The organism is Tenacibaculum sp. IB213877 (assembly GCF_034043975.1).
Lineage (GTDB): Bacteria > Bacteroidota > Bacteroidia > Flavobacteriales > Flavobacteriaceae > Polaribacter.
The window spans coordinates 134,336-155,760 of the sequence record NZ_JAXCHH010000009.1; the positions used below are offsets into that span (position 1 = coordinate 134,336).

Below are 21,425 nucleotides of genomic sequence, written 5' to 3' on the forward strand. Positions count from 1 at the left end.
ACTTATGAAAAAACTACTTACTGCTTTATTATTTTTAAGTTATACTTTAACCAATGCGCAAATCATTGGAAAAGTAACCGACAAAAACAATCAACCGCTGCCGTATGTTAGTATTTATCTTGAAAATTCCTTAGCAGGAACCACTACCAATGATGCCGGTTTGTATGAATTACCTTTTAAAAAAACGGGTAATCATGTAGTTGTTTTTCAGTTTTTAGGTTTTAAAACGATAAAAAAACAGGTAGAAATCACTTCTTTTCCGTTTGAATTGAACGTTCAAATGATTGAAGAGCAAGAACTACTGAATGAAGTGAATGTTTCTTCTAAAGAAAATCCTGCCAATGCAATTATTAGAAACGTAATTGCTAACAAAGAAAAAAACACCAACAAATCAGGAAAATATACTGCCGATTTTTACTCACGCGGATTGTTTAAAATTAAAAATGCTCCAAAAAAAATTCTGGGTCAAGAAGTAGGTGATTTAGGTGGCGGATTGGATTCAACTCGTAGTGGAATTATTTATCTATCAGAAACGGTTTCAAAAATTACTTATCAGAAAAAACCAAAGAATTTTAAAGAAGTTATTGTGGCTTCAAAAGTTAGTGGAGAAGATAACGGAATTTCATTTAACAGAGCTGCTGAAGTAAACTTCAATCTGTACAAAAATCAAGTTCCTGTTGCTAATGCCAATTTATTTTCACCTATTTCTGATTATGCTTTTAGTTATTATAGATTTAAATTAGAAGGCTCTTTTTACGATAAAAACAACAAACTGGTAAATAAAATTAAACTAATTCCGAAACGTGAAAATGATCGTGTTTTTGGTGGTTACATTTATATTGTTGAAGATGATTGGGCGGTTTACGGAGCAGAATTAACTGCTACTGGTGCACAGATTAACAACCCAATAATCAATTTACTCAATATTAAGCAAAACTACAACTACGAAGCCTCAACAGGAATTTGGGCTCTGATTTTACAAACGATCAATTTTGATTTCGGGTTGTTTGGTTTTAACGTAAACGGACGATTTTCGGCATCATATGCAAACTATGACTTCAATCCTAATTACACTGAAAATACTTTTGGAAAAGAAATTCTATACTTTGAAGAAGGCGCCACTAAAAAAGACTCAGTGTATTGGAATAAGTTAAGAACTGTGCCTTTAACCTTAGAAGAAAAACAAGATTATAAAATTAAAGATAGCATCGGAATTGTAAAAAAATCGAAAAAGTATTTAGATTCTGTTGATACTAAAAACAACAAGTTTAAACTGCTTTCACCAATATTGGGTTACAGTTATAACAACAGTTATGAAAAATGGAGAATTAATTATGATGGCTTGCTTGAAAACATCAATTTTAATACGGTTCAAGGTTTTAACACTACTGCTAAAATTGGTTTTTCAAAAAGAATTAATGACAAAGGAAATAGCTATCAAATAAGCTCTAATTTTAATTATGGTTTTTCTGATAAACGACTAAGACCGAGCATCTATTTTAATAAAACTTGGAATAATTTTGATAGACCTGTGCTGAATTTTAGTGGTGGTGTTACCGTAAATCAGTTTGATGACAGAAATCCTATCAGTAATTTTTACAATAGTTTGTATTCATTAATTGGCAAACGCAATTATGCAAAGTATTATGAAAAAGCCTTTGCAAAGGTTGATTTTTCAAAAGAAATTTCTACAGGATTCCGATTGTATACCAGTTTAGAATATACAAACCGAAAACCTCTTTCTAACACTACAGATTATTCTTTTTTTAATAGAGATAGAACTTATGAAAGTAATAATCCTATAGACCCTAATAGTATCACTCCAGTTTTTGATGAACACTCATTATTTAAAACTCAAATTGCAGCTGTTATTAACCCTGGAAGTAAATACATCAGTTATCCGGATTCAAAATACACAGTTAGAAATAGAAAATTTCCAACCGTAACGCTGGGTTATAGAAAAACTTTTGGTTCTGGTAGTTCAGAATTACATTCAGATATGGTTTTTTCAAGATTAAACCAAAACTTCTACTTAGGTAATTTTGGTGCTTTTAGTTACAACGCTCGTGGCGGTATGTTCTTCAATCAAAAAGATATTCCTTTTATGGATTATTACCATCCGTTAGCCAATGAAATTGACTTAGCTCCAAAAGACCGATTGAATAGTTTTTACTTATTGCCTTACTATCAATTAAGTACCAACGATAAATACGCAGAATTACACACAGAACATAATTTTGAAGGCTTTTTATTAGGGAAGATTCCGTTAATTAATAAGCTAGATTTTCATACAGTAATTGGCTATAAAAACTATTTTTCCGCAGGAAGAAAACCTTACAATGAATATTCGGTAGGATTAACCAATATAGGTTGGGGTAAATGGCGTTTTTTACGAGTTGATTACGTTCAGTCTAATTACAACGGCAATAAACAAAACCAATTCTTGTTTGGTATTAGTATATTAGACTGATAATCGTTATTTTTAAACTAAAAACGAATGCTCTACGATATTTTTGAAATGTCTAAAACGCAACAAAAAATAATTGGTATTAATCTTTATGGAGATGCCGGTTATTTTTGTGGAATTGTTTTGGATTATAGTGAAGAAATTATTCGCGTTGAAAAATACACCAAATATGGCCTAAAAGACGGAGTGATTATTGAAAGTATATTTCAAGTAGAAAGGATTGATTTTGATGATGATTTTACCAATTCGGTAGAATATTTGATTAAAAATCAGAAGAAATTGTTTACCTCTAATTTTACCAATAAGTTTTATGACGATTTAGATGAAGATAATTGGCAAGAAAGCGTATTAGAATTGTATGTAAATGAAAAGAAGCTTTTGTTAAGCATTCAAATAAATGGTGATGATTATTTTCATGGTTTTATTGAAAATAAAGATGAAGATAATTTTACCTTGCGTTGTATTGGAAATTTAGGAGAAGATAAAGGCTTAGCAGTATTTAAAATTGAAGATATTACTAGTTATAATATTGATGACATAGAATGCCGAAAACGCTTGCTTTTATACAAAAATCGTAAACATGAAAATTAAACTATTGTTGTTTGGCATAACTTCCGATTTGCTAAAAACCCCATCTATAGAAGTAGAAATATCAGAAAACAGCTCTGTATCGGATTTAAAAAATACGTTGGTTACAAAGTATCCACAACTAGATAAAATAGCTAGTTATGCAATTGCCGTTAACGAAGAATACGCTAACGACAATGTAAAACTTCATCAAAATGATGTTGTAGCTATTATTCCGCCTGTTAGTGGTGGTTAATTAGTTACTCTTTCTTGTTTTAAATATTTCCCCACAAAGAAAGTTCCGAAAGGAAGTACAGATAGCAAACAAACTATTCCAAATTCTTTAGTATTCCAGTTTAATTGAGGCTTTAATAAAAATGCTAAAACAATGTATGCCACGAATAATAATCCGTGAGGCATCCCAAACATTTTTACATAAACAGGATCATTTCCTAAGCTTTCTAAATATTTATAAGGCATCCCTAAAAACATTAACAACAAGTACGAAACTCCTTCTAAAAAACTAACTACTCTAAATAAATTTATCATTTCTTTTATATTAAAAATTGGCGGTTAATGATACAGAAAAGTTTCTACCTGGTGCCGATACTCCAGATGCAAACTCTTTGTAATGTTCATCAAATAAATTGGTCATTCTTGCTTGCAAAGCAAAATTTTCATTAACTGTATATTTTGTGTACAATCCTAATGTAGTCCAACTTGGGGTTCCGTAGTATTTATCAATATCTTCTTCTGCATCTGCATTTACCACCGGACTCTGATTTTGATTATCAATTCCTTCTTCTAAATTATAATCCTCAATTTTTTTACGAGCATTAAATCGCAAATTTGCTCCAGCTTCAAGTTTTGAAAAACGATAATTCACATCAAAATTACCAAATAATGGTGGAATGGAAGACATAGGTAAATTGGTATCGTACGTTTTTCCTTGGGTATAGGTAACAGAACCTGAAGTTGTCCAATGATTACTTAATTTACCATGATAGCTTGCTGTTAAACCTGCAACATATGCAGTACCCTTGTTAACATTAGCAACAATATTTCCTTCTTCTCCATCATACATAATTGTTGAACTTCCTTCTAACTGAAAATCTTCTCTGTATATATAATTGTTTAACAATGTATAATAAGCTGTTAATCCTGTTTTGAAACGTCGATTATTAAAATATTTTAACACACCTATTTCAGCACTATACGCTTGTTCGGGTTTTAAGTCGGCATTTGGTACTGTTACATCTCCATTTTTCTCTCTAACTTTTCCAATATCATCTAAATTAGGAGAACGAAATCCAGAAGATAGTACTGAGTTCAATTGCCAGTTTTTATTAGGTTTATACACATAACCTATAGTTGCTGTTAATGACGTATGGTTTGCGTAAATATTATTATCGGGAAGTGTAATAAATGTTTCATCTATCCATTTAGCGTCTAAATCGGTGTTGGTTAATCTAACGCCTGTATTTAGGGTAGATTTAGTGTTTAAATCTTGACGGTAATCTACATACACAGCAGAACTTAAATAACTACTTCCTCCATCCGGATAACGGGATTGTACCGAAAAATCATCAGAAAACCCTTGTATTTCTCCATCAACCACGTTTAAAACTTTTCCGTAAGAATTTGAAGAAACATCATTATACGCTACTTCAAAACCGTAACCTAAATTTCTGTTTTTTGAAGTGGCTACAGTAAAATCGCCATTAATACTAAAAACATCTACCTGCTCTTTTCTATATGAACGTTCTAAACTTCCAAATTTTCTTTGAATTCTACTTTCTTTTATGTTTTGATATGCCAAAGTAAACGTTCCAGAATCTAACCAGTTTTTCTTTGGATTGATTTGTAGCTGTGGAGAAATTAGCAACCGTTCTTGCGGACCATAATACCATTCCGCAAACTTCAAGCTACCATTTTTAGTTTCGGTTAAACGATCAAATCTTGGAATATCTGATGAAGTTGAATATTGGATGTTAAATTTTAAATCGGTATTTTTAGACAACGGAACATAGAATTTCTGTAAAATATCTGTTTGAGTGTAACCAGTATTTCTCTGAATATTTGGATCTGAATTCACTGTTGGGTTTTCAGCATAATTGCCATGTAAATTTTCTGAATAGAAAAAAACCTTACCCCAATCATCAAATCCATGAGAACGATTTTCACCCATAGTTAAATCACCAAAATCAGAATAAGAAACACTAGTTAAACTTGCCCATTTCGGAAACCTTAATTCAGCTGAAACCACATTGGTAATTTCATTATTTACCGTTGAAAAACGAGAAAATAAACTGCTTTTAACTTTTCTTTCTTCTGACAGCTTAGGACTTTTAGTATAATAATGAACCACACCTCCTAAAGCATCCGAACCGTACATAACTGAAGTAGGACCAAAAACAACTTCTGTTTTATCTAATAAAAAAGGAGCCACTGTAATAGAATTTTGTAAATGTCCTTTTCTATAAATAGCATTATTCATTCTTACTCCGTCTACCACCAACAATACACGGTTACTCTCCATTCCTCTAAGCACAGGACTACCACCACCAAATTGTGATTTTTGAATTTTTATACCGGGAATATTTGCTAATAAATCTGCAGAAGTTTGAGGCGATAATTTTTGAATTTCTTTTGTGTTTACAACCTCAATTTGTTCGGCTATTCTGTTGGTTTTTGCTTCCGTTCTGAAAACGGATAAAACAACCTCATCCAATTGTTCCGAAAATTTAGACAAGTATACTTTGTAATTGTTTGCCTCTAATCTATTTTTTAAAGACGTGAATTCTGCGTAAGAAACATGTGAAAAATAAATAGTTTCTTTTTCATTAAAAATTGAAATATCTGCTTTTCCATTTTCATCAGAAACAGCATTTTTAGTTTTCTCTAAATTGTGTAAAACAACCGTTTCAATGGGCTTACCTGATTCGGCATCTATAACTGTTATTTGCTGAGAAAAAATGGCAAATGGAATAAAAAGTAAAAGTGTGGTTAGTGTTAGTTTCATAAATAAATTAGTTAAATACAGTTTCTAATACATCTAAAGATTTTGGTTTCTTGAATCCATCTAAATGCAACTCAAAATATTTTACAATTAATCTTAAGATGACTTGTCTTTCTTTTTTACTAAAAGAAATTGTGTGAATTGCATCAAAATTTATGCCCAAAAGCTTTTTAAAAGACATTAATTCCCCACCTGTTATTACTAATTTTTCGTGAGCTGAATTGGTAAAGCTTCCTTCAACTAAATTAAAAGCCAAAGCTTCTCTATTGCTAGCATCAGGATAAAATCCTAAAAACCGTGATAAATTCAATAAAAACAATAAATGAAAATTGCTAATGGAATTATGAGTATCTAACCAAATAAGAGCTGTTTCAATAAAATGGTAAAGCGATTTATTTTCTTCCTCTTCTTTAATAATTCCTGTTAAAACCTCTGATAAAAACAATATAATTGTTTGTTTAACCACAGAAGTATAAATGGTTTCATACGGATTGACAACTTGTACTTCTTTAATAGAATTTAAATTCCCTCTGTTATTATGATTAGCTGTTAATAAAAGTTGTGTTAATGGCTGAAAATAAGCAGGTTTTAATTTTCCTTTTTTGCTTTTTAAAATCCCCCTAACCATATATGATTTCATCCCTTCGCTCTCAGTAAAACATTTTATAATTAAACTGGAATCTCCGTATTTTAAGGCGCTAAATACAATTGCCTTAGTACTAACTATTGCCATTTAGTTTATAATTGCAATTTTAGTAGTAGATGTTTGCTGTCCATCTTCAGTAGCTAAAAGAACAATATATACTCCAGAAGCAACTTTATTTCCTGCTAAATTTCGTTTGTTCCAAACTACTTTTCCTCCTTGTACTTGTTGCCCTTCAATTACATTAGTTTCATATACCAAATTACCAGCTACATCTAAAATCTTAACATTCGTTCCTTTTGGTAAATTAGTTCCATTTCTGCCATCAATAGTTACCGAATCATGGTTTTTAAGTGCCGGATTAGGATATGCATATACTTCACCTAATACATCCCCAAAAGGAGATACTTTGCTATTATAAGCTACGATACCTTTATTGGTTGCAAAATATACTTTACCCGACTTCTCATCCACTGCTATTTTTAAAATTTTGTTTGAAGGTAATGGTGAATTATCTTTATTAAAATTAGCTAATGTATTTTGCCCATTTGGATTTGTGTACAGTACTCCACCATTATCTGTACCAAACCATTTGTTATTTGCACCATCCACCTTTATAGAATTGATCGTTTGGTCACCAAGTAACTTTTTAGCAATTCCATCATCAAGAATAATGATTGGTTCTGCATCATAAATATTAGCATCAAAAACTCCTGCTGCGTTGTTATAAACTACCAACCCTGAAAGGGTTCCTAACCAAACTCTATTGTTTTTGTCAACAGCAACAGTCCTAACATTCAAATTGGGCAAACTCCCTTTTGTTGGCTCTGTGGTAAAAGAGCGTTTTCTGTTTCCATTTTCATTATAAATCAAAACTCCATTTCCACGTGATCCAATCCATAAGGAATTGCTATTATCCATAACTATTTCATTCAAACCTGGTCTGTTTACCAAAATAAGTTCATTAATATTATAACTAGACCATTGTCCTGATAGAGATAATTTTTTAAGTCTATGATTAGCAATTAAGTTCGTTACCCATAAATTTCCTTCTCTATCAAAAGTAGATCCAGAAACACGTATTGTAACCCTAGATGCATCATTAGGAACAATATCTTCTAACGGACTATTTAAATGATTGTAAAAAACTGATATTTGATCATTTTCAATTTCATATAATCCTCCTGTTAATGGAGTGTTTAATTCATTGGGGTTATTAGTATCTCCAAAAGAACTAATAAAAACACGATTATCATGCTGTTTATCTATTGTAACATGTACTAAATCACCAAAAGGAAAAGTTGTATTGAAAGGTGTATTAGACCAATTTTCACCATTAAAATGAGTAAATCCTTGTCTTTTTTGAACAGGTGTATATGTTGCATCGTATCCTCCATATACTATCCATAAATTATTATTATAAACATCTATAGAAAAAACTTCATTTGACAAAGGTCCTTTTGGATGAATTTCTGAATAGTTTTGCGTTGAAACAGAAGCTGATAGAATACCATATTCTGCTGTAGCTAAAAACACAGTATTATTTACTAAGTTAGCAGAATTCAGGGTGAAATTAAAATCTGTAGCAGGTATGTTTTCACCTACTTGAGTTAATGAAGAATTATACACAACTACACGAGTTGGTAAAGAAACCACCAAATTAGTATCAGACGCTTTAATATCAACAATATTTTCAGAAAAATTTAATACTTGTTGCTGTGAATTCCCATTTAATCGTATGAGGTTTTGATTTGAAACAGCGTAGATATCTCCTGAAAATTGAATGATTTTTTGATAATTTCCTACGAATCTCAACTCCCAATTATTAGCATCTATCAAATTTGAATTATTTATGTTGGCAACATAAATTCCGTTTTCTGTTACTGCATAAATTTTATCGTTAAAAACTGTAACTTGATTAACATTTACACTAGTAGAACCCGATCCTATAAAATAGGTATCTCCAAATTCTAAATTTTGTATATCATATACCACAATGGCAAACGAAGTAGCTAAATAAAGTTTATTGTTATACTCATAAATGGAATTGATACTTTTTAATCCTGATTGATTAAAGTTTTCTATATCTGGTGAAATAGTGATTCTACCATTCTCATCAACAACTTCTATTAATCCGGTTTCATAACCGATTATTAATCTGTTTTGCTGCTCGTTATAATGAATTGCTGAAGTATCTTCTCCTGAAAGCCCGTTAACAGAAGAAAGTTTTTGTGTTTCTTGAGTTTGCAAATTATAGGTAAAAACAGCATTATCACTTAAAGCAAAAATAACATCATCAACCAGTACAAAATCTTTAACATTATTATAGGAAAAAAAATCTTCCCATTGATTACTATAGTCTATTTGAGAAAAGGCAAAAAGTGTTATAAAAAGAAAAAAAAGAGTGCTAATTTTTTTCATATCAAAACCAAAGATATTTAATAATAACGACAAAAAACGATACATTCGTACAAAATTGAATTCAGCTATTATGAGTATAGAAATTGAACGTAAATTTTTAGTAACTTCTGATGATTTTAAGCAAGAAGCACATCAAAAACACTATATAAAACAAGGTTTTTTAAATTCGGATAAAAATCGTGTGGTTCGAGTTCGATTAAAAGACAATGAAGGCTTTTTAACCATCAAAGGAAAATCAAACAAATCAGGAACTACTCGTTTTGAGTGGGAAAAAGAAATTTCTAAAACTGATGCGGAAAATCTATTTAATTTATGTGAACAAGGTATTATTGAAAAATACCGCTTTTTAGTGACTATTGGAAATCACACTTATGAAATTGATGAGTTTTTAGGTGATAATCAAGGTTTATTAATTGCAGAGATTGAATTATCGTCAGAAAATGAATCGTTTATAAAACCTGTTTGGTTAGGAAAAGAAGTTACAGGAGATGTTAAATACTACAATTCTAGCATTAGTAAAAACCCTTATAAAAACTGGAAATGAAAAAAGACTCAAACCGCAAAGTCTGAGCCTTTTCTAAGTAACATAATTAATAATCCCCTAATTATTATGAACTTGTATATTACCTTATCATAAACAATGCCAAAAATATCCTTGACATATAAAATTCTTAAAAATTGATGTTTTTTAACATTTTAAAGCTTATAAATTGCCAAAAAGTGACTAAAACTGCCCAATAAAACAAAAACATGAAAAATGGCGTGATTGTACTTTATCTTTCCTACAGAGTAGAAAATTGCTCCAATAGTATAAAAAAAGCCTCCTGCTAACAAGTAAGTAATTCCTTGAGTTGTTAAACTCTTTAACAACGGTTTAATAAAAAACATAACTTGCCAACCCATAAGTAAATACATTGCTGTTGATATTTTATCAAACCTCCCTGTAAAGAATAATTTCAAAACAACTCCTACTAAAGCAAAAATCCACACAAAAACAAACATATACCAACCTAAATTAGAATTTAAAGCTATCAAACAAAAAGGGGAATAACTCCCTGCAATCAATACATAAATAGCTGCATGATCAAAAATATTAAGTTTACGTCGTAATTTCGGTTTTGATGAAGCATGATAAATAGTAGAGGCTGCATATAAAACAATTAAACTCAAACCATAAACTAACAAACTTACTTTTTGCCAAACAGTATTATACTCAAAAGCTTTTATTAACAAAAACGGAAAAGCTATTAAGCTTAACAACAAGCCAAAAGCATGTGTTAAAATGTTTAAGCGCTCTTCTTCTCTAGGATAAAGGTGATTTAAACTCTCGCTCATTGTTAAGTCTATTTGTATCTTTCATATATAACTCATCTTTTATGAGTTCATTGTTGATCAAGTTGAAAGTTTTTTCTTTTAAACTTTCTTTATCATCCATGGTTAATCCAGCAGTTTCAATAAATTTATGCTGTTTAACTCTAAAAGTTCCTGGGTGTCCTTTAAAAAAATCCCATGAAAACAAACGCTTTGCATCATAATAAACTTGCGGAACAATTGGCATTTGGTATTCTAATGATATACTAAATGCTCCGTTATTAAAAGGAGCTAAAGGAATATTTTCTGTAGGCACTAGTCCTTCAGGAAAAATACCAATACTTAATCCTTCATCTAATCGTCTTTTGATGCGTGCATATACTTCTTTTCTGCTTTTAGGATTCTTTCTATCCACCATTACTACCGCTCTTTTATAGAAAAATCCGAATATTGGCAGTTTTGCTAATTCCTTTTTACCTACAAATAAAATCGGATTTTTACTCATAGCAATCATAATCCACGGATCTAATAACGAAGCATGGTTAGCCACAAACATGTAACTTTTATTTGGTTCTATTTCTTGCTCTCTTTCAATTTTTAATCGAAAACCCATTGCGTAGATTAAAAAATAAGCCCAAAAACGCATTAGTTTCCAAAAAGAAGTATAATATTTTTCATCAGATAATAGCACCAACACAAAAGGTGACATTAATAATACGGTAACAATTATGAGTAGATAAAACCATATTCGCCAAATTAAGCGTAACGGAAACAGTAAATATTTCATCAATACATTTTTATTTTCAATTATTTAGCTAAACTATTAGCAAAATACCTAAATACGAATGTAGTAATTTCTTTTGTTTGATTATTTTTGTGACACAAAATATCAAAAATGGCAAGAATTTTAACAGGAGTGCAGAGCACTGGAACTCCACATTTGGGCAACTTATTAGGTGCTATTTTACCTGCAATTGAAATGGCAAATGACTCAAAAAACGACTCATTTATTTTTATTGCTGATATGCACTCGTTAACTCAAATAAAAAACGGAAATGAATTAAGAGAAAATACTTATAGTGTTGCTGCTACTTGGCTTGCTTGTGGTATTGATATTAACAAAACCGTATTTTATCGCCAAAGTGATATTCCGGAAGTTACTGAGTTAACTTGGTACTTAAGCTGTTTTTTTCCATATCAACGTTTAACTCTAGCTCATGGTTTTAAAGACAAAGCAGATAGGTTAGCTGATGTAAATACTGGATTATTTACGTATCCAATGTTAATGGCCGCAGATATATTATTATATGACGCTGAAATTGTTCCTGTAGGAAAAGATCAGCTACAACATTTAGAAATGACACGTGATGTTGCTAACCGATTGAACAATATTGTAGGTGACACATTAGTTCCGCCAGAAGCTAAAATAAATGAAGAAACAAAATTAGTACCTGGTACCGATGGCGAAAAAATGAGTAAATCGCGTAACAATTTCATTAATATTTTCTTGCCAGAGAAGAAATTACGCAAACAAATTATGGGTATTCAAACGGATAGTAAAGCGTTAGAAGACCCAAAAGACCCAGATACCGATAATGTTTTTGCGCTTTACAAGTTATTAGCTTCTGAAGAACAAATTGCAGAGATGCGAGCAAATTATGAAGGCGGAAATTATGGTTACGGACATGCTAAACAAGCTTTATACGAATTGATTTTAGAAAAGTTTGCTGATGTTAGAGCTAAATACAACCATTATATGGAAAACCGTCATGAAATTGATGAAGCGTTAACAGTTGGGGCTGAAAAAGCCAGAGTAATTGCTCAAGACGTTTTAAAAAGAGTTCGTGATAAGGTGGGTTATTAGTTTTTAGACTTTAAGAGTCAAGAACCAAGATATAAGGCAAAAAATCCGTAATAAGTTTATTTCGGATTTTTTTATATACACCAACAATTGTATATATATTATATATTTTATATATTTGATATACCCAAATCCGAAAAGTAATTATTAATGAAAAAACTGGTAGAAGTAAATGATACTCTTCTAACCAAACTGAAAGTGTTATCCGCTTTTGAAGGATTAAGTGTAAAAGCCTTAATGGAAAAAGCTATTGAAATGTTCGTTTTACAAAAAGAAAGAGAACAATTAGATAGCTTAACCGATGAAGAAAAGGAAGATATAGGTTTATTACTCTTAATGCAACAAGCTGATAAAACCAAAACAGTTGATAGAGAAGAGACTTTTAAACTGTTAGAATAAAAAATGAATGTAATTTACCTAGAAAGTTTAGCTAAAGACTTAAAAAAAGTAAAAGACAAAAAATTATTGACATCTCTTAAAGAGCTTTTTCTTAAACTTGAAGAAACTGAAGATTTATTTAAAATTTCTGGTGTAAAGAAACTTTCAGGTCATCCTGATGCCTACCGAATTCGTGTAGGAAATTATCGATTAGGAATATATTATTCTAATAATGAAATTACCATAGCTCGTTTTGTAAAAAGAAATGATATTTACAAACTTTTTCCATAAACATACATAAAAAGGTGAGTTAAACTCACCTTTTTATGTATAATTACTTTTCACCTATAGTGATTTCTTAGCGTCAATCATTTTCTTTAAAATATATTCAACTCCTCTTTCATCATTACTTTTAGTACTATAATTTGCTATTGCTTTAACATTACTATGTGCATTTTGCATTGCAAAACTAAAAGTAGCTTTTTGTAACATTTCTAAATCATTGTTATAATCGCCAAAGACCATTGTTTCATCTGCAGAAATATTGTATTTCTTTTGAATTTGAGACAATGCATTTCCTTTATCCGCTAAGTTATGTGAGAGATCCAACCAAACTTCACCAGATACTTTCACCTTCAAATCCTTTTCTAAATGCTTCACATATGGATATATATTTCTTTCTGCTCCTTCTTTATTATAAATGGCAATTTTTAAACACTTGTCATCTATTTCTTGCAGAAAATCATCAACAATTTCATAACGATCATAAAACTCAGAGAAAAAATTTATAAAGTCTGAACCGTAATTTTCTATATATCCTTTTTTTCTTCCGCATAAAATAACTTGAGTATTTTCAATCTTTTTAACGGTTTCTATCAACTCTAAATATACATTTCTATGAATTTCTTTTATTTGAAGTTCTTCATTCTGTTTCATTGTTAAAGCGCCGTTTTCAGCTATGACATAAATATCATCTTTTATAGGTTTTAATTTTTCTATAATACTATAATATTGCCTCCCACTTGCTGCGACAAAAAGAACCCCTAATTCTTTTAACTCTTGAAAAAGATCAAAGAAATGATTACTAACTTCTCCTTTTGAGTTCAATAAAGTGCCGTCCATATCGGTAGCAACAAGTTTTATTTTTGATAAGTCCATTTTATTATTTACTTACTAATGAAAATTAAAAAACTCTAAAGTAAAACACTTTAGAGTTTTTGTTATATATTAATGATTTAAATATTTATTAAATTTAAGGTGCCGGATTCGGCATTGCAGCATGAACTGCTTCAATATCTGCTAAAATTTCTTCAGATAAATTAATGTTAATAGAATTGATGTTTTCTTTTAACTGATCCATTTTGGTAGCCCCTATAATATTACTAGTTACAAATGGCAATTGATTGATAAATGCTAAGGACAATTCCGACAATGTTAATCCGTGTTTATGAGCCACTTTTTCGTATTCAGCAACTGCTTTTAAAGAACCTTCGGTCATATAACGAGCAATAAAACGCGGAAACAACGTTCCTCTGGCTCCTTCAGGAGTTTTTCCGCCTAAATATTTACCTGATAATACACCTTGCGCTAAGGGTGAATACGCTAATAAACCAATATTTTCTCTCATCGAAACTTCGCTCATTCCAATTTCATAACCTCTATGAATCAATGAGTATGAATTTTGAATGGTAGCCATTCTTGGTAAATTGTGTTGCTCTGAGGTTTGCAAATATTTCATGGTTCCCCAAGGTGTTTCATTTGACAAACCAACGTGACGAATTTTTCCTTGCTTGATAAAATCTTGTAAAGTTTCTAAAATCTCTACATGATTTTCAGCCTCTTTTGCTGATGTTTTATACGGATAATCTCGCACACCAAAACAGTTTACACCGCGATCTGGCCAATGTAATTGGTACAAGTCAATATAATCGGTTTGTAAACGTTTTAAGCTTCCTTCAATAGCTTCAGAAATATTTTTTCTGTTAAATCCACCAGTTCTAATGTGTGCCGTATAAGCACCGCCTCCTGCAATTTTAGAAGCTAGTACAACTTTATCTCTATTTCCTGTTTTTTTGAACCAATTACCAATGATAGTTTCCGTTGCTCCGTAGGTTTCTGGTTTAGCTGGAACCGAATATAATTCGGCAGTATCAAAAAAGTTTACACCTTGGTCTAAAGCGTAATCCATTTGCTCAAAACCATCGGCTTCTGTATTTTGATTTCCCCATGTCATGGTTCCTAAACAAATTTTAGAAACTTTTACATCGGTATTGGGTAATGTTGTGTATTTCATTTTTTGATTTTATCTAAACTTGGCTTAAATTCAATTTTAGTTTTTGCGAACCAAGTGGTGTCTATTTTGGTCCAAACTTCTTTAATCTTGCCTTTTCTATCTTTTAGCTTAACAATTCTATAATAAGTTTTTTCATATTGAATAGCTCCATGATTAATTTGAGGTTTAATGTCAATTTCAAATTTTTTAAATGGTCCAACTTTAAAAATTCCTGGATAATTTGAACTTATAAACTCCAGTTTATGCTTCGTTAGTTCACTTCTTATTAACTCTGAAAAATCTTTTGAAGAATTAAAAAAACTTTGCAGTAAAAGATTAACAATTATAATTATTGGTATTAATATCCAAATCAAATTCATTACTTGATAATTGCTTCAATTCCTGGTAAAGTTTTTCCTTCTAAGCTCTCTAACATGGCTCCACCACCGGTAGAAACATAACTTACTTTATCAGCAAATCCGAATTGTTTTACTGCCGCTACAGAATCTCCTCCTCCTACTAAAGAAAAAGCTCCTTTTTCGGTAGCCTCAGCAATAGCATTTCCTAATTCAATGGTTCCTTTGGCAAAGTTTTCCATTTCAAAAACCCCTAAAGGCCCGTTCCATAAAATAGTTTTTGATTTTGCAATTACTTCCGCAAACTTCTCAGAAGTTTTAGGTCCGCAATCTAACCCCATCCATCCATCAGGAATTTCATTTGTATCTACTATTTGTGTATTGGCATCATTAGAAAAAGCATCCGCAATAACAACATCTACCGGTAAATGGATTTCAGTATTTTTTTCTTTTGCTAACTTCAAAATATCTAATGCTAACTGTAATTTATCGTCTTCAACCAACGAGTTTCCTATCTTACCTCCTAAGGCTTTGATAAAGGTAAATGTCATTCCTCCGCCAATAATAATATGATCTACTTTTTCGATAATATTTTCTACAATTCCGATTTTAGAGGACACTTTTGCTCCACCTAAAATAGCCGTTACTGGTTTTTCTGAATTATTTAAAACCTTATCAATACTCTCAATTTCCTTCGCTAATAAGCTTCCAAAACATTTGTTATTTGGGAAAAATTGAGCTACAATAGTTGTAGATGCATGTGCTCTATGTGCTGTACCAAAAGCATCGTTTACATAAATATCTCCTAGTTTAGATAAACGTTCTGCAAAGCCAACATCACCTGCTGTTTCTTCAGGATAAAAACGTAAGTTTTCTAACAATAAAACTTCTCCGCTTTCTAAATTTGCCACAGCTTCTTCTGCTTTTGCTCCTACGCAATCATCTACAAACTTAACTTGAACTCCTAGTACTTCAGTAACAGCATCCACAATATGTTTTAATGAATATCTTTCTTCGACTCCTTTTGGGCGTCCTAAATGCGACATTAACACACAGCTTCCCCCATCTTCTAAAATTTTGATAATGGTTGGTTTTGCCGCTTCAATTCTAGTTATATCTGTTACTTCAAAAGCATCGTTTAAAGGCACATTAAAGTCTACACGAATTAATGCTTTTTTGTTTTCAAAGTTAAAATCGTTGATTGTTTTCATTTGCTTTTTAGTTGATTGTTATTTTTAAAAATTGTCTTTTCTTTTTTCTTTGACCATACAAAATCACTTCGTTGTCTGAAACTTGTTCTACGTACCTACAATTAAAAGGTGTTACTTCTTCTTTGTTAGACAATAAACTTTTGTAGAAAAAATTTCCTTCTTTGTCAAATTTAACAATATATAAATTAGTATTTTTCTTTGTTGCTTTCCATAAAAAACTTTCTCTAAATTTTACTCTTCCTCCAGATAATTCTCCCATGTTTTTATGAGCATTTAAAATTAAATATTCATTGTTATTAGTTTGGGCTGTTCCGAAAGACATTAATGGATTTGAATAATATCCTGAGGTTTGTGCTTTATTAATATTTCTAGCCCATTGTAGTTCTCCATTTTGATTTAATTTCACTACAATAATATCATCAAAATTATAGGATATTTTTGTATATCCTCCATATTGATTATAAACATACGTTGTAGTTATAAAAAATTCTTCTGCTGTAATTATGACATCTCCTTCATTTGTATATGAAACATTTTTAAATTCAATATTTCTTAATTCTTTATCCTTTGATTTTCCGTACTTATCAACTAAAAACTGTTCAGTAAAGGGAGAAAAACGCGCGTTTTCAATTTGAATATTTTCGCTTTTAATTACAAAGGAACACACACCTTTAAATCTGTTTTCATTTCTATTTGAATAAAATCCAATACAGTTTATTTTATTTTCTGGAGTAAAATTTAATTCTAATGTAGCCACAAAATGATCATCAACAGAAATTTTAGTTGATGTTACTTTATCCTCAGATATTTTAAATAATTCATAATGATAATTTCCTCCTTTTTTCTTTTTCTCTTTCTTTTTTGGGTGCACTTTACCAAGCACAAACACTTCTGCATCATCAGACACTATTATATCCTGCAATTTAAAACGTTTATCTTCATATGGTAATTCAAATTCCTTTTCCCATAGTTTATTAAAGTCTTCATCAAAAACTAAAATACTATGATGCTCATTTTTTTTATCAGAAGAGTCAATATTAAAAACATTATACTTTCCTGATTTAGAAAAAGACATATTTCCTTCAAAATCTCTATCAACTCTACCTGCTGAAAATAATGATTCAAAAAAAGAAGGGTACCTATCTGTTGTTACTTCAAAAATCTTTTTTTTAGAAAAATCTAAGCTGTTTTTTTGTGAGGTATGTAAAAATGCTTCAATTTTTTTTTCTTTTTTATTTTCAAAATATTCTACAAATCCTAAAGTATTATTGTTTAAAAAACCTCCTGCTACCCTATGTCTTTTTTTAAGTTCATAATCATAAGAATGCACATTTTTAAAATTTTCATCAAAAACATCAATCATTAAGCTTGTTTCGTTATTTAATGTTCTTATTACATATAAATTATTTAATTCATCTTTAAAAATTGTTCTTAAAACACTTTCTTTTTTTTCAGAAAATACTTCACTTTTTTTCAATTCAACATTTATTGGGTTGTCTTGACAATAAAAATTCAGACTAAAAAAAATTGCAACGGTTAATAGTAATAGTTTTTTCATTAATTTATTTTTGGGGTTTAAAGTGTCGAAAATACTATATTAATACCATAAAACCTTTTTGGTTTATATATTAAATTTTTTATAATGAGTATAATCTCAATTAAAATAACGTCTCAAAAACTCGATGTAAACGAGTGTTATGATTTTGTAACCGATGATTCTTGTGGCGGAATTGCCGCTTTTATAGGAACCGTTAGGAATTCTACTAAAAATAAAGAAGTTACTGGGTTGGATTTTAGTTGTTACAAACCCATGGCACTTAAAGAAATGCAAAAAATTGCCGAAGCTGCTTTAGAGAAATTTTCAATTCAAAAAATTGCTATTCATCATGCAGAAGGATTATTAAAAGTAGGGGAGGTTCCCGTAATTATTACTGCTTCTGCACCACATAGAAAAGCTGCTTTTGAGGCTTGTGAATTTGCTATTGATACTTTAAAACAAACCGTACCTATTTGGAAAAAAGAATTTTTTACTGATGGTGAGGTTTGGGTGAATGCACATCCGTAAAAAATGTATATTTGACAAATTTTGGGGCATTAGCTCAGTTGGCTAGAGCGTTTGACTGGCAGTCAAAAGGTCATCGGTTCGACTCCGATATGCTCCACTAATACGGAAGCTCTGTAGGTTCTGTAAACGCAATTTTAGGGTTGTAAATTTCTTGCAACAGTACTTTTATTTCTGCTATAAAATCTTCTAATTTATCTTGAGTTACTTCGTAATCTGGTGTTCTGTAGTTTGCTGAAAAATTAAGTTGTAAAAATCCGTTATTAAGGTTTTTAAAAGAATAAATTCCAGCTTGTAACGGCTTATCTGCATCAACTTTTTCATTTTTTGAGTACATGTATGCGTACAACAACACCTGAATGGCTTTACTGAATTTATAATCTCGGATTTGTTCAAAATCGACAACTTTTAAATCGGTTGATTTTACCAAACCTGTTTTATAATCAATAATTCTCGTTACTCCGTTAAGTTCATCAACTCTATCCACCTGTCCGTGAATTTTAATCGGGAAATTAATTCCATCAACTTCAATTTGAATGCTATAATCTTCTTCCGTGGCAATTATTTTTAACTGATTGGTTTCATCTTTCAACAATGCTTTTTCTTGCTTTAAAAAATTGTTGACAAACCGAACAGCCACCTCAAAAATCAATCTATTTTTTCCTGTTGAAATATCTCCGTTTCTAAAATGTTGTGAAAAATATTTTTCAACTAGCGTTTTTACATTTTTCTGCATGTTGTTAACATCTTCCAACAACAAAAATCTTCCTAAAAACGGTTTATACAATTCATCTAAAGTATCATGTACAACGGTTCCAAGTGTGTTAAAAGCAACTTCCTCTTCAACTTCATCAAACTCTTTAATTTTTAATACTTTTTGTTTGTAAAAAGCAATCGGATTGTACAAATAATTGGTCAACGCCGATGGTGAAATACCTTTTTCAGCTAGCTCTTGTAATTTTGATGCAACTAATTTATTCTTCTTAATTTCTTTAAGTTCTGATGCTTCTGTAACTACTTTCGGACTTACAATTTTGGTTTCAATTCCGTCTTTCATCAATTCCAATTGCGTCACAAAACGGCTTTTTTCACCACCTCCAAACGTATCGCTTTCTGTATTGTAGATTAACACCACATTTTTTGCTCGTTGAATCAATCTGAAAAAGTGATACGAGAAAATCGCATCTTTTTCTCGATACGTAGGCAAGTTAAATTGCACTTTCGCATCAAACGGAACAAAAGAAGTTTGTTGCGTGCTTGCTGGTAAAATTCCTTCATTCACCGAAGTTAAAATCACATTTTCAAAGTCCAACACACGGGTTTCTAGCATTCCCATCAACTGTAAACCTTGTAATGGTTCTCCTTGAAACGACAAACTTTCCGAAGAAATTAATTGCCTGAAAAACTGATGTAACGTTTTTAAATCAGTGAAATATTCATACGCTAATTGTAAGTTTTGAAGTTGTGTAAAAGCTGTATGAAATCGGAATAAAAACTCTTTTTCTAAACCTTCAACATCATCTTTCAATGAATTGATTAATTGTAAAATTCGCTCTATAAATTCATTAATATCCGTGTATTTTTCAAATACAGAGATTATTGTTTTTTGAACTTCTGATGAAGTTTTTTCTAAAAAAGATGTGATATAAACTTGAGAAATAAACGTATTATTTTCTTTGGAAATATGCTGAGAAATTTCATCAGAAACCGAAAAATCATCTACCAATAACAACTGATAAATTAAAGGTTGTTTGATGAAACGAATTACGTCTTTATAGTAAAACACATTTTGATTTGACTTCTGTAATTTTTCTTGAGATAAAAACAGGTAAAAAACCGACAAAATCAAACTCGTCGTTGGCATATCTTTAAGCGGATATCCCATGGTTATGTTGATAGCGTCAACATTTTGCGGTAACGAGTTTAGCGTAATTGGCAATAAACTTTCATCTGCTAAAACTAGCGCAGTATTGTTATAATTTGGCATCTTTGACAATACTTCTCCCGCGTATTTAACCTGAGATATGTTTTTGGAAGCTCCTACCAACTCAATATTTTTAGGTTGCGAAAACCAATTCCCTATGATTTTTATCTCATTGTTTTGGTAATGTTTCCATTCGCTTTTATACCTTCTAACATAATTTCCTGCAGAATGATTTGAATTCAAAAATTCAGCATCCATATCCCAATAAGCATCTCCGTTTCCTGTGGTAAGTACTTTTTGGAAAATGGTTTCTTCAGCTGCGTTTAATGCATTGAATCCGATAAAAAATATCTTTTTGTTAGCGTTTTTTGCTAGATAATCATCTATTTTTTTGGTGGCTTCACGATACAAAACTCCTTGATAACCGATTTTATTTTCAATTAAAAATTGATAAAAAACATCATAAAAATCATTCAACTTTTCGGTAAACGCATAATGATCTTTCATCAATTCAGTTTCTTGAAATGTTCCTTTTACCGACCATTTTCTTAGTCGTTGTACGTCTCGTATGTACACAAAAATTTCACGAGTATCTACCAAATGCTGATCAATTTCATTAAAATCTTGCAACACTGTAAACGCCCATGAAGAAAAAACATCAAAAGAATCTGGTTCAGGCTCTAAAGATTTATAAATGGTGTAAAAATGAAATAGTAACTGAACAGAATCTACTTTTTTAATTTCTGAAACTTGTTCAACAAATTGCTCAATATTGATGATTTCCGGTAAAAACCCAGCTGAAATTTCATTTTTTAGCGTTTGTTTTACAAAAACTCCTGCACGTTGAGAAGGCAACACAAAAACCACATTTTCAAACGATTTTGTAGTTTTTAAAATATCTTGAATGGTTTCAGAAATAAAAGTTTGCATACT

20 protein-coding genes and 1 tRNA gene are annotated in these 21,425 nt (G+C 30.7%); 9 read left to right on the forward strand and 12 right to left on the reverse strand.

Going from position 1 to position 21,425, the window contains the following annotated elements; genetic code table 11:
* Window positions 1-4 precede the first annotated feature (4 nt).
* From SLH33_RS10875 to SLH33_RS10885, 3 genes are read left to right on the forward strand one after another with little or no spacing between them, the layout of a single operon-like run.
* On the forward strand, window positions 5-2,470 hold the full coding sequence (locus tag SLH33_RS10875) for a DUF5686 and carboxypeptidase regulatory-like domain-containing protein (RefSeq protein WP_320419130.1): 2,466 nt from the start codon (window positions 5-7) through the stop codon (window positions 2,468-2,470).
* 27 nt (window positions 2,471-2,497) lie between these two features.
* Window positions 2,498-3,058 (forward strand): hypothetical protein, encoded by a 561-nt coding sequence (locus SLH33_RS10880; protein WP_320419131.1) that lies wholly within the window; start codon window positions 2,498-2,500, stop codon window positions 3,056-3,058.
* A complete protein-coding gene (locus SLH33_RS10885) occupies window positions 3,048-3,290 on the forward strand; it encodes a MoaD/ThiS family protein (protein WP_320419132.1) in 243 nt (80 codons plus the stop codon). The genes SLH33_RS10880 and SLH33_RS10885 overlap by 11 nt, the downstream gene beginning before the upstream one ends.
* On the opposite strand, the gene SLH33_RS10890 is transcribed toward SLH33_RS10885, so the two are convergent.
* From SLH33_RS10890 to SLH33_RS10905, 4 genes are read right to left on the reverse strand one after another with little or no spacing between them, the layout of a single operon-like run.
* Window positions 3,287-3,583 (reverse strand): DUF3817 domain-containing protein, encoded by a 297-nt coding sequence (locus SLH33_RS10890; protein WP_320419133.1) that lies wholly within the window; start codon window positions 3,581-3,583, stop codon window positions 3,287-3,289. The two genes, SLH33_RS10885 and SLH33_RS10890, sit on opposite strands and share 4 nt — an antisense overlap.
* A gap of 10 nt (window positions 3,584-3,593) precedes the next feature.
* Window positions 3,594-6,056, reverse strand: coding sequence for a TonB-dependent receptor domain-containing protein (locus SLH33_RS10895; RefSeq protein ID WP_320419134.1), 2,463 nt, complete (start codon window positions 6,054-6,056; stop codon window positions 3,594-3,596).
* Between the two features lie 7 nt (window positions 6,057-6,063).
* Window positions 6,064-6,786, reverse strand: coding sequence for a DNA repair protein RecO (recO, locus tag SLH33_RS10900; RefSeq protein ID WP_320419135.1), 723 nt, complete (start codon window positions 6,784-6,786; stop codon window positions 6,064-6,066).
* The gene (locus SLH33_RS10905) at window positions 6,787-9,117 is read right to left on the reverse strand and encodes a two-component regulator propeller domain-containing protein (protein ID WP_320419137.1); all 2,331 of its coding nucleotides are present in this window, start codon (window positions 9,115-9,117) and stop codon (window positions 6,787-6,789) included.
* Window positions 9,118-9,187: 70 nt separating this feature from the next.
* Here SLH33_RS10905 and SLH33_RS10910 point away from each other — a divergent pair, with 70 nt between their 5' ends.
* Complete coding sequence (locus tag SLH33_RS10910) at window positions 9,188-9,661, forward strand: CYTH domain-containing protein (protein WP_320419138.1); 474 nt, start codon at window positions 9,188-9,190, stop codon at window positions 9,659-9,661.
* 152 nt (window positions 9,662-9,813) lie between these two features.
* Here the strand turns inward: SLH33_RS10910 and trhA are convergent, their stop codons facing one another.
* Both trhA and SLH33_RS10920 read right to left on the reverse strand, forming a co-directional pair.
* On the reverse strand, window positions 9,814-10,452 hold the full coding sequence (gene trhA / locus SLH33_RS10915; protein ID WP_320419139.1) for a PAQR family membrane homeostasis protein TrhA: 639 nt from the start codon (window positions 10,450-10,452) through the stop codon (window positions 9,814-9,816).
* Window positions 10,421-11,215: a lysophospholipid acyltransferase family protein gene (locus tag SLH33_RS10920; RefSeq protein WP_320419140.1), complete on the reverse strand. Its 795-nt coding sequence runs from the start codon at window positions 11,213-11,215 to the stop codon at window positions 10,421-10,423. The genes trhA and SLH33_RS10920 overlap by 32 nt, the downstream gene beginning before the upstream one ends.
* A 108-nt stretch (window positions 11,216-11,323) precedes the next feature.
* Between SLH33_RS10920 and trpS the strand changes: the two genes are divergently transcribed.
* The 3 genes from trpS (at window position 11,324) to SLH33_RS10935 (ending at window position 12,958) form a co-directional block, all read left to right on the forward strand.
* Window positions 11,324-12,292: a tryptophan--tRNA ligase gene (trpS, locus tag SLH33_RS10925; RefSeq protein ID WP_320419141.1), complete on the forward strand. Its 969-nt coding sequence runs from the start codon at window positions 11,324-11,326 to the stop codon at window positions 12,290-12,292.
* A 147-nt stretch (window positions 12,293-12,439) separates the two neighbouring features.
* The gene (locus SLH33_RS10930) at window positions 12,440-12,688 is read left to right on the forward strand and encodes a hypothetical protein (RefSeq protein WP_320419142.1); all 249 of its coding nucleotides are present in this window, start codon (window positions 12,440-12,442) and stop codon (window positions 12,686-12,688) included.
* Window positions 12,689-12,691: 3 nt separating this feature from the next.
* Window positions 12,692-12,958, forward strand: a complete 267-nt coding sequence (locus tag SLH33_RS10935; RefSeq protein WP_320419143.1) for a type II toxin-antitoxin system RelE family toxin — start codon at window positions 12,692-12,694, stop codon at window positions 12,956-12,958.
* Window positions 12,959-13,012: 54 nt separating this feature from the next.
* Here SLH33_RS10935 and SLH33_RS10940 read toward each other — a convergent pair whose 3' ends face one another.
* The 5 genes from SLH33_RS10940 to SLH33_RS10960 all read right to left on the reverse strand — a co-directional run bounded on the left by SLH33_RS10940 (window position 13,013) and on the right by SLH33_RS10960 (window position 18,064).
* On the reverse strand, window positions 13,013-13,825 hold the full coding sequence (locus tag SLH33_RS10940) for an HAD family hydrolase (RefSeq protein ID WP_320419144.1): 813 nt from the start codon (window positions 13,823-13,825) through the stop codon (window positions 13,013-13,015).
* A 94-nt stretch (window positions 13,826-13,919) separates the two neighbouring features.
* On the reverse strand, window positions 13,920-14,960 hold the full coding sequence (locus SLH33_RS10945) for an NADP(H)-dependent aldo-keto reductase (protein ID WP_320419145.1): 1,041 nt from the start codon (window positions 14,958-14,960) through the stop codon (window positions 13,920-13,922).
* Window positions 14,957-15,319: a hypothetical protein gene (locus SLH33_RS10950; RefSeq protein WP_320419146.1), complete on the reverse strand. Its 363-nt coding sequence runs from the start codon at window positions 15,317-15,319 to the stop codon at window positions 14,957-14,959. Before SLH33_RS10950 ends, SLH33_RS10945 begins: the two co-directional genes overlap by 4 nt.
* Window positions 15,319-16,506: a phosphoglycerate kinase gene (locus SLH33_RS10955; RefSeq protein ID WP_320419147.1), complete on the reverse strand. Its 1,188-nt coding sequence runs from the start codon at window positions 16,504-16,506 to the stop codon at window positions 15,319-15,321. Before SLH33_RS10955 ends, SLH33_RS10950 begins: the two co-directional genes overlap by 1 nt.
* 7 nt (window positions 16,507-16,513) lie before the next feature.
* On the reverse strand, window positions 16,514-18,064 hold the full coding sequence (locus tag SLH33_RS10960) for a hypothetical protein (protein ID WP_320419148.1): 1,551 nt from the start codon (window positions 18,062-18,064) through the stop codon (window positions 16,514-16,516).
* 84 nt (window positions 18,065-18,148) lie between these two features.
* Between SLH33_RS10960 and SLH33_RS10965 the strand changes: the two genes are divergently transcribed.
* Window positions 18,149-18,571 carry a molybdenum cofactor biosynthesis protein MoaE gene (locus SLH33_RS10965; protein WP_320419149.1) on the forward strand — a complete coding sequence of 141 codons (423 nt, stop codon included), beginning with the start codon at window positions 18,149-18,151 and terminating at the stop codon, window positions 18,569-18,571.
* 23 nt (window positions 18,572-18,594) lie between these two features.
* Window positions 18,595-18,668 (forward strand) — tRNA-Ala (locus tag SLH33_RS10970).
* Here the strand turns inward: SLH33_RS10970 and SLH33_RS10975 are convergent.
* The gene (locus SLH33_RS10975; protein WP_320419150.1) at window positions 18,669-21,422 is read right to left on the reverse strand and encodes a PD-(D/E)XK nuclease family protein; all 2,754 of its coding nucleotides are present in this window, start codon (window positions 21,420-21,422) and stop codon (window positions 18,669-18,671) included.
* Between the last annotated feature and the right edge of the window lie 3 nt (window positions 21,423-21,425).

What these genes read in the sequence shown, in the direction of transcription:
- SLH33_RS10875 (WP_320419130.1), top strand. Translation starts at nt 5, where the DNA reads ATGAAAAAACTACTTACTGCTTTATTATTTTTAAGTTATACTTTAACC.
- SLH33_RS10880 (WP_320419131.1), top strand. Translation starts at nt 2,498, where the DNA reads ATGCTCTACGATATTTTTGAAATGTCTAAAACGCAACAAAAAATAATT.
- SLH33_RS10885 (WP_320419132.1), top strand. Translation starts at nt 3,048, where the DNA reads ATGAAAATTAAACTATTGTTGTTTGGCATAACTTCCGATTTGCTAAAA.
- SLH33_RS10890 (WP_320419133.1), bottom strand. Translation starts at nt 3,583, where the DNA reads ATGATAAATTTATTTAGAGTAGTTAGTTTTTTAGAAGGAGTTTCGTAC.
- SLH33_RS10895 (WP_320419134.1), bottom strand. Translation starts at nt 6,056, where the DNA reads ATGAAACTAACACTAACCACACTTTTACTTTTTATTCCATTTGCCATT.
- recO (WP_320419135.1), bottom strand. Translation starts at nt 6,786, where the DNA reads ATGGCAATAGTTAGTACTAAGGCAATTGTATTTAGCGCCTTAAAATAC.
- SLH33_RS10905 (WP_320419137.1), bottom strand. Translation starts at nt 9,117, where the DNA reads ATGAAAAAAATTAGCACTCTTTTTTTTCTTTTTATAACACTTTTTGCC.
- SLH33_RS10910 (WP_320419138.1), top strand. Translation starts at nt 9,188, where the DNA reads ATGAGTATAGAAATTGAACGTAAATTTTTAGTAACTTCTGATGATTTT.
- trhA (WP_320419139.1), bottom strand. Translation starts at nt 10,452, where the DNA reads ATGAGCGAGAGTTTAAATCACCTTTATCCTAGAGAAGAAGAGCGCTTA.
- SLH33_RS10920 (WP_320419140.1), bottom strand. Translation starts at nt 11,215, where the DNA reads ATGAAATATTTACTGTTTCCGTTACGCTTAATTTGGCGAATATGGTTT.
- trpS (WP_320419141.1), top strand. Translation starts at nt 11,324, where the DNA reads ATGGCAAGAATTTTAACAGGAGTGCAGAGCACTGGAACTCCACATTTG.
- SLH33_RS10930 (WP_320419142.1), top strand. Translation starts at nt 12,440, where the DNA reads ATGAAAAAACTGGTAGAAGTAAATGATACTCTTCTAACCAAACTGAAA.
- SLH33_RS10935 (WP_320419143.1), top strand. Translation starts at nt 12,692, where the DNA reads ATGAATGTAATTTACCTAGAAAGTTTAGCTAAAGACTTAAAAAAAGTA.
- SLH33_RS10940 (WP_320419144.1), bottom strand. Translation starts at nt 13,825, where the DNA reads ATGGACTTATCAAAAATAAAACTTGTTGCTACCGATATGGACGGCACT.
- SLH33_RS10945 (WP_320419145.1), bottom strand. Translation starts at nt 14,960, where the DNA reads ATGAAATACACAACATTACCCAATACCGATGTAAAAGTTTCTAAAATT.
- SLH33_RS10950 (WP_320419146.1), bottom strand. Translation starts at nt 15,319, where the DNA reads ATGAATTTGATTTGGATATTAATACCAATAATTATAATTGTTAATCTT.
- SLH33_RS10955 (WP_320419147.1), bottom strand. Translation starts at nt 16,506, where the DNA reads ATGAAAACAATCAACGATTTTAACTTTGAAAACAAAAAAGCATTAATT.
- SLH33_RS10960 (WP_320419148.1), bottom strand. Translation starts at nt 18,064, where the DNA reads ATGAAAAAACTATTACTATTAACCGTTGCAATTTTTTTTAGTCTGAAT.
- SLH33_RS10965 (WP_320419149.1), top strand. Translation starts at nt 18,149, where the DNA reads ATGAGTATAATCTCAATTAAAATAACGTCTCAAAAACTCGATGTAAAC.
- SLH33_RS10975 (WP_320419150.1), bottom strand. Translation starts at nt 21,422, where the DNA reads ATGCAAACTTTTATTTCTGAAACCATTCAAGATATTTTAAAAACTACA.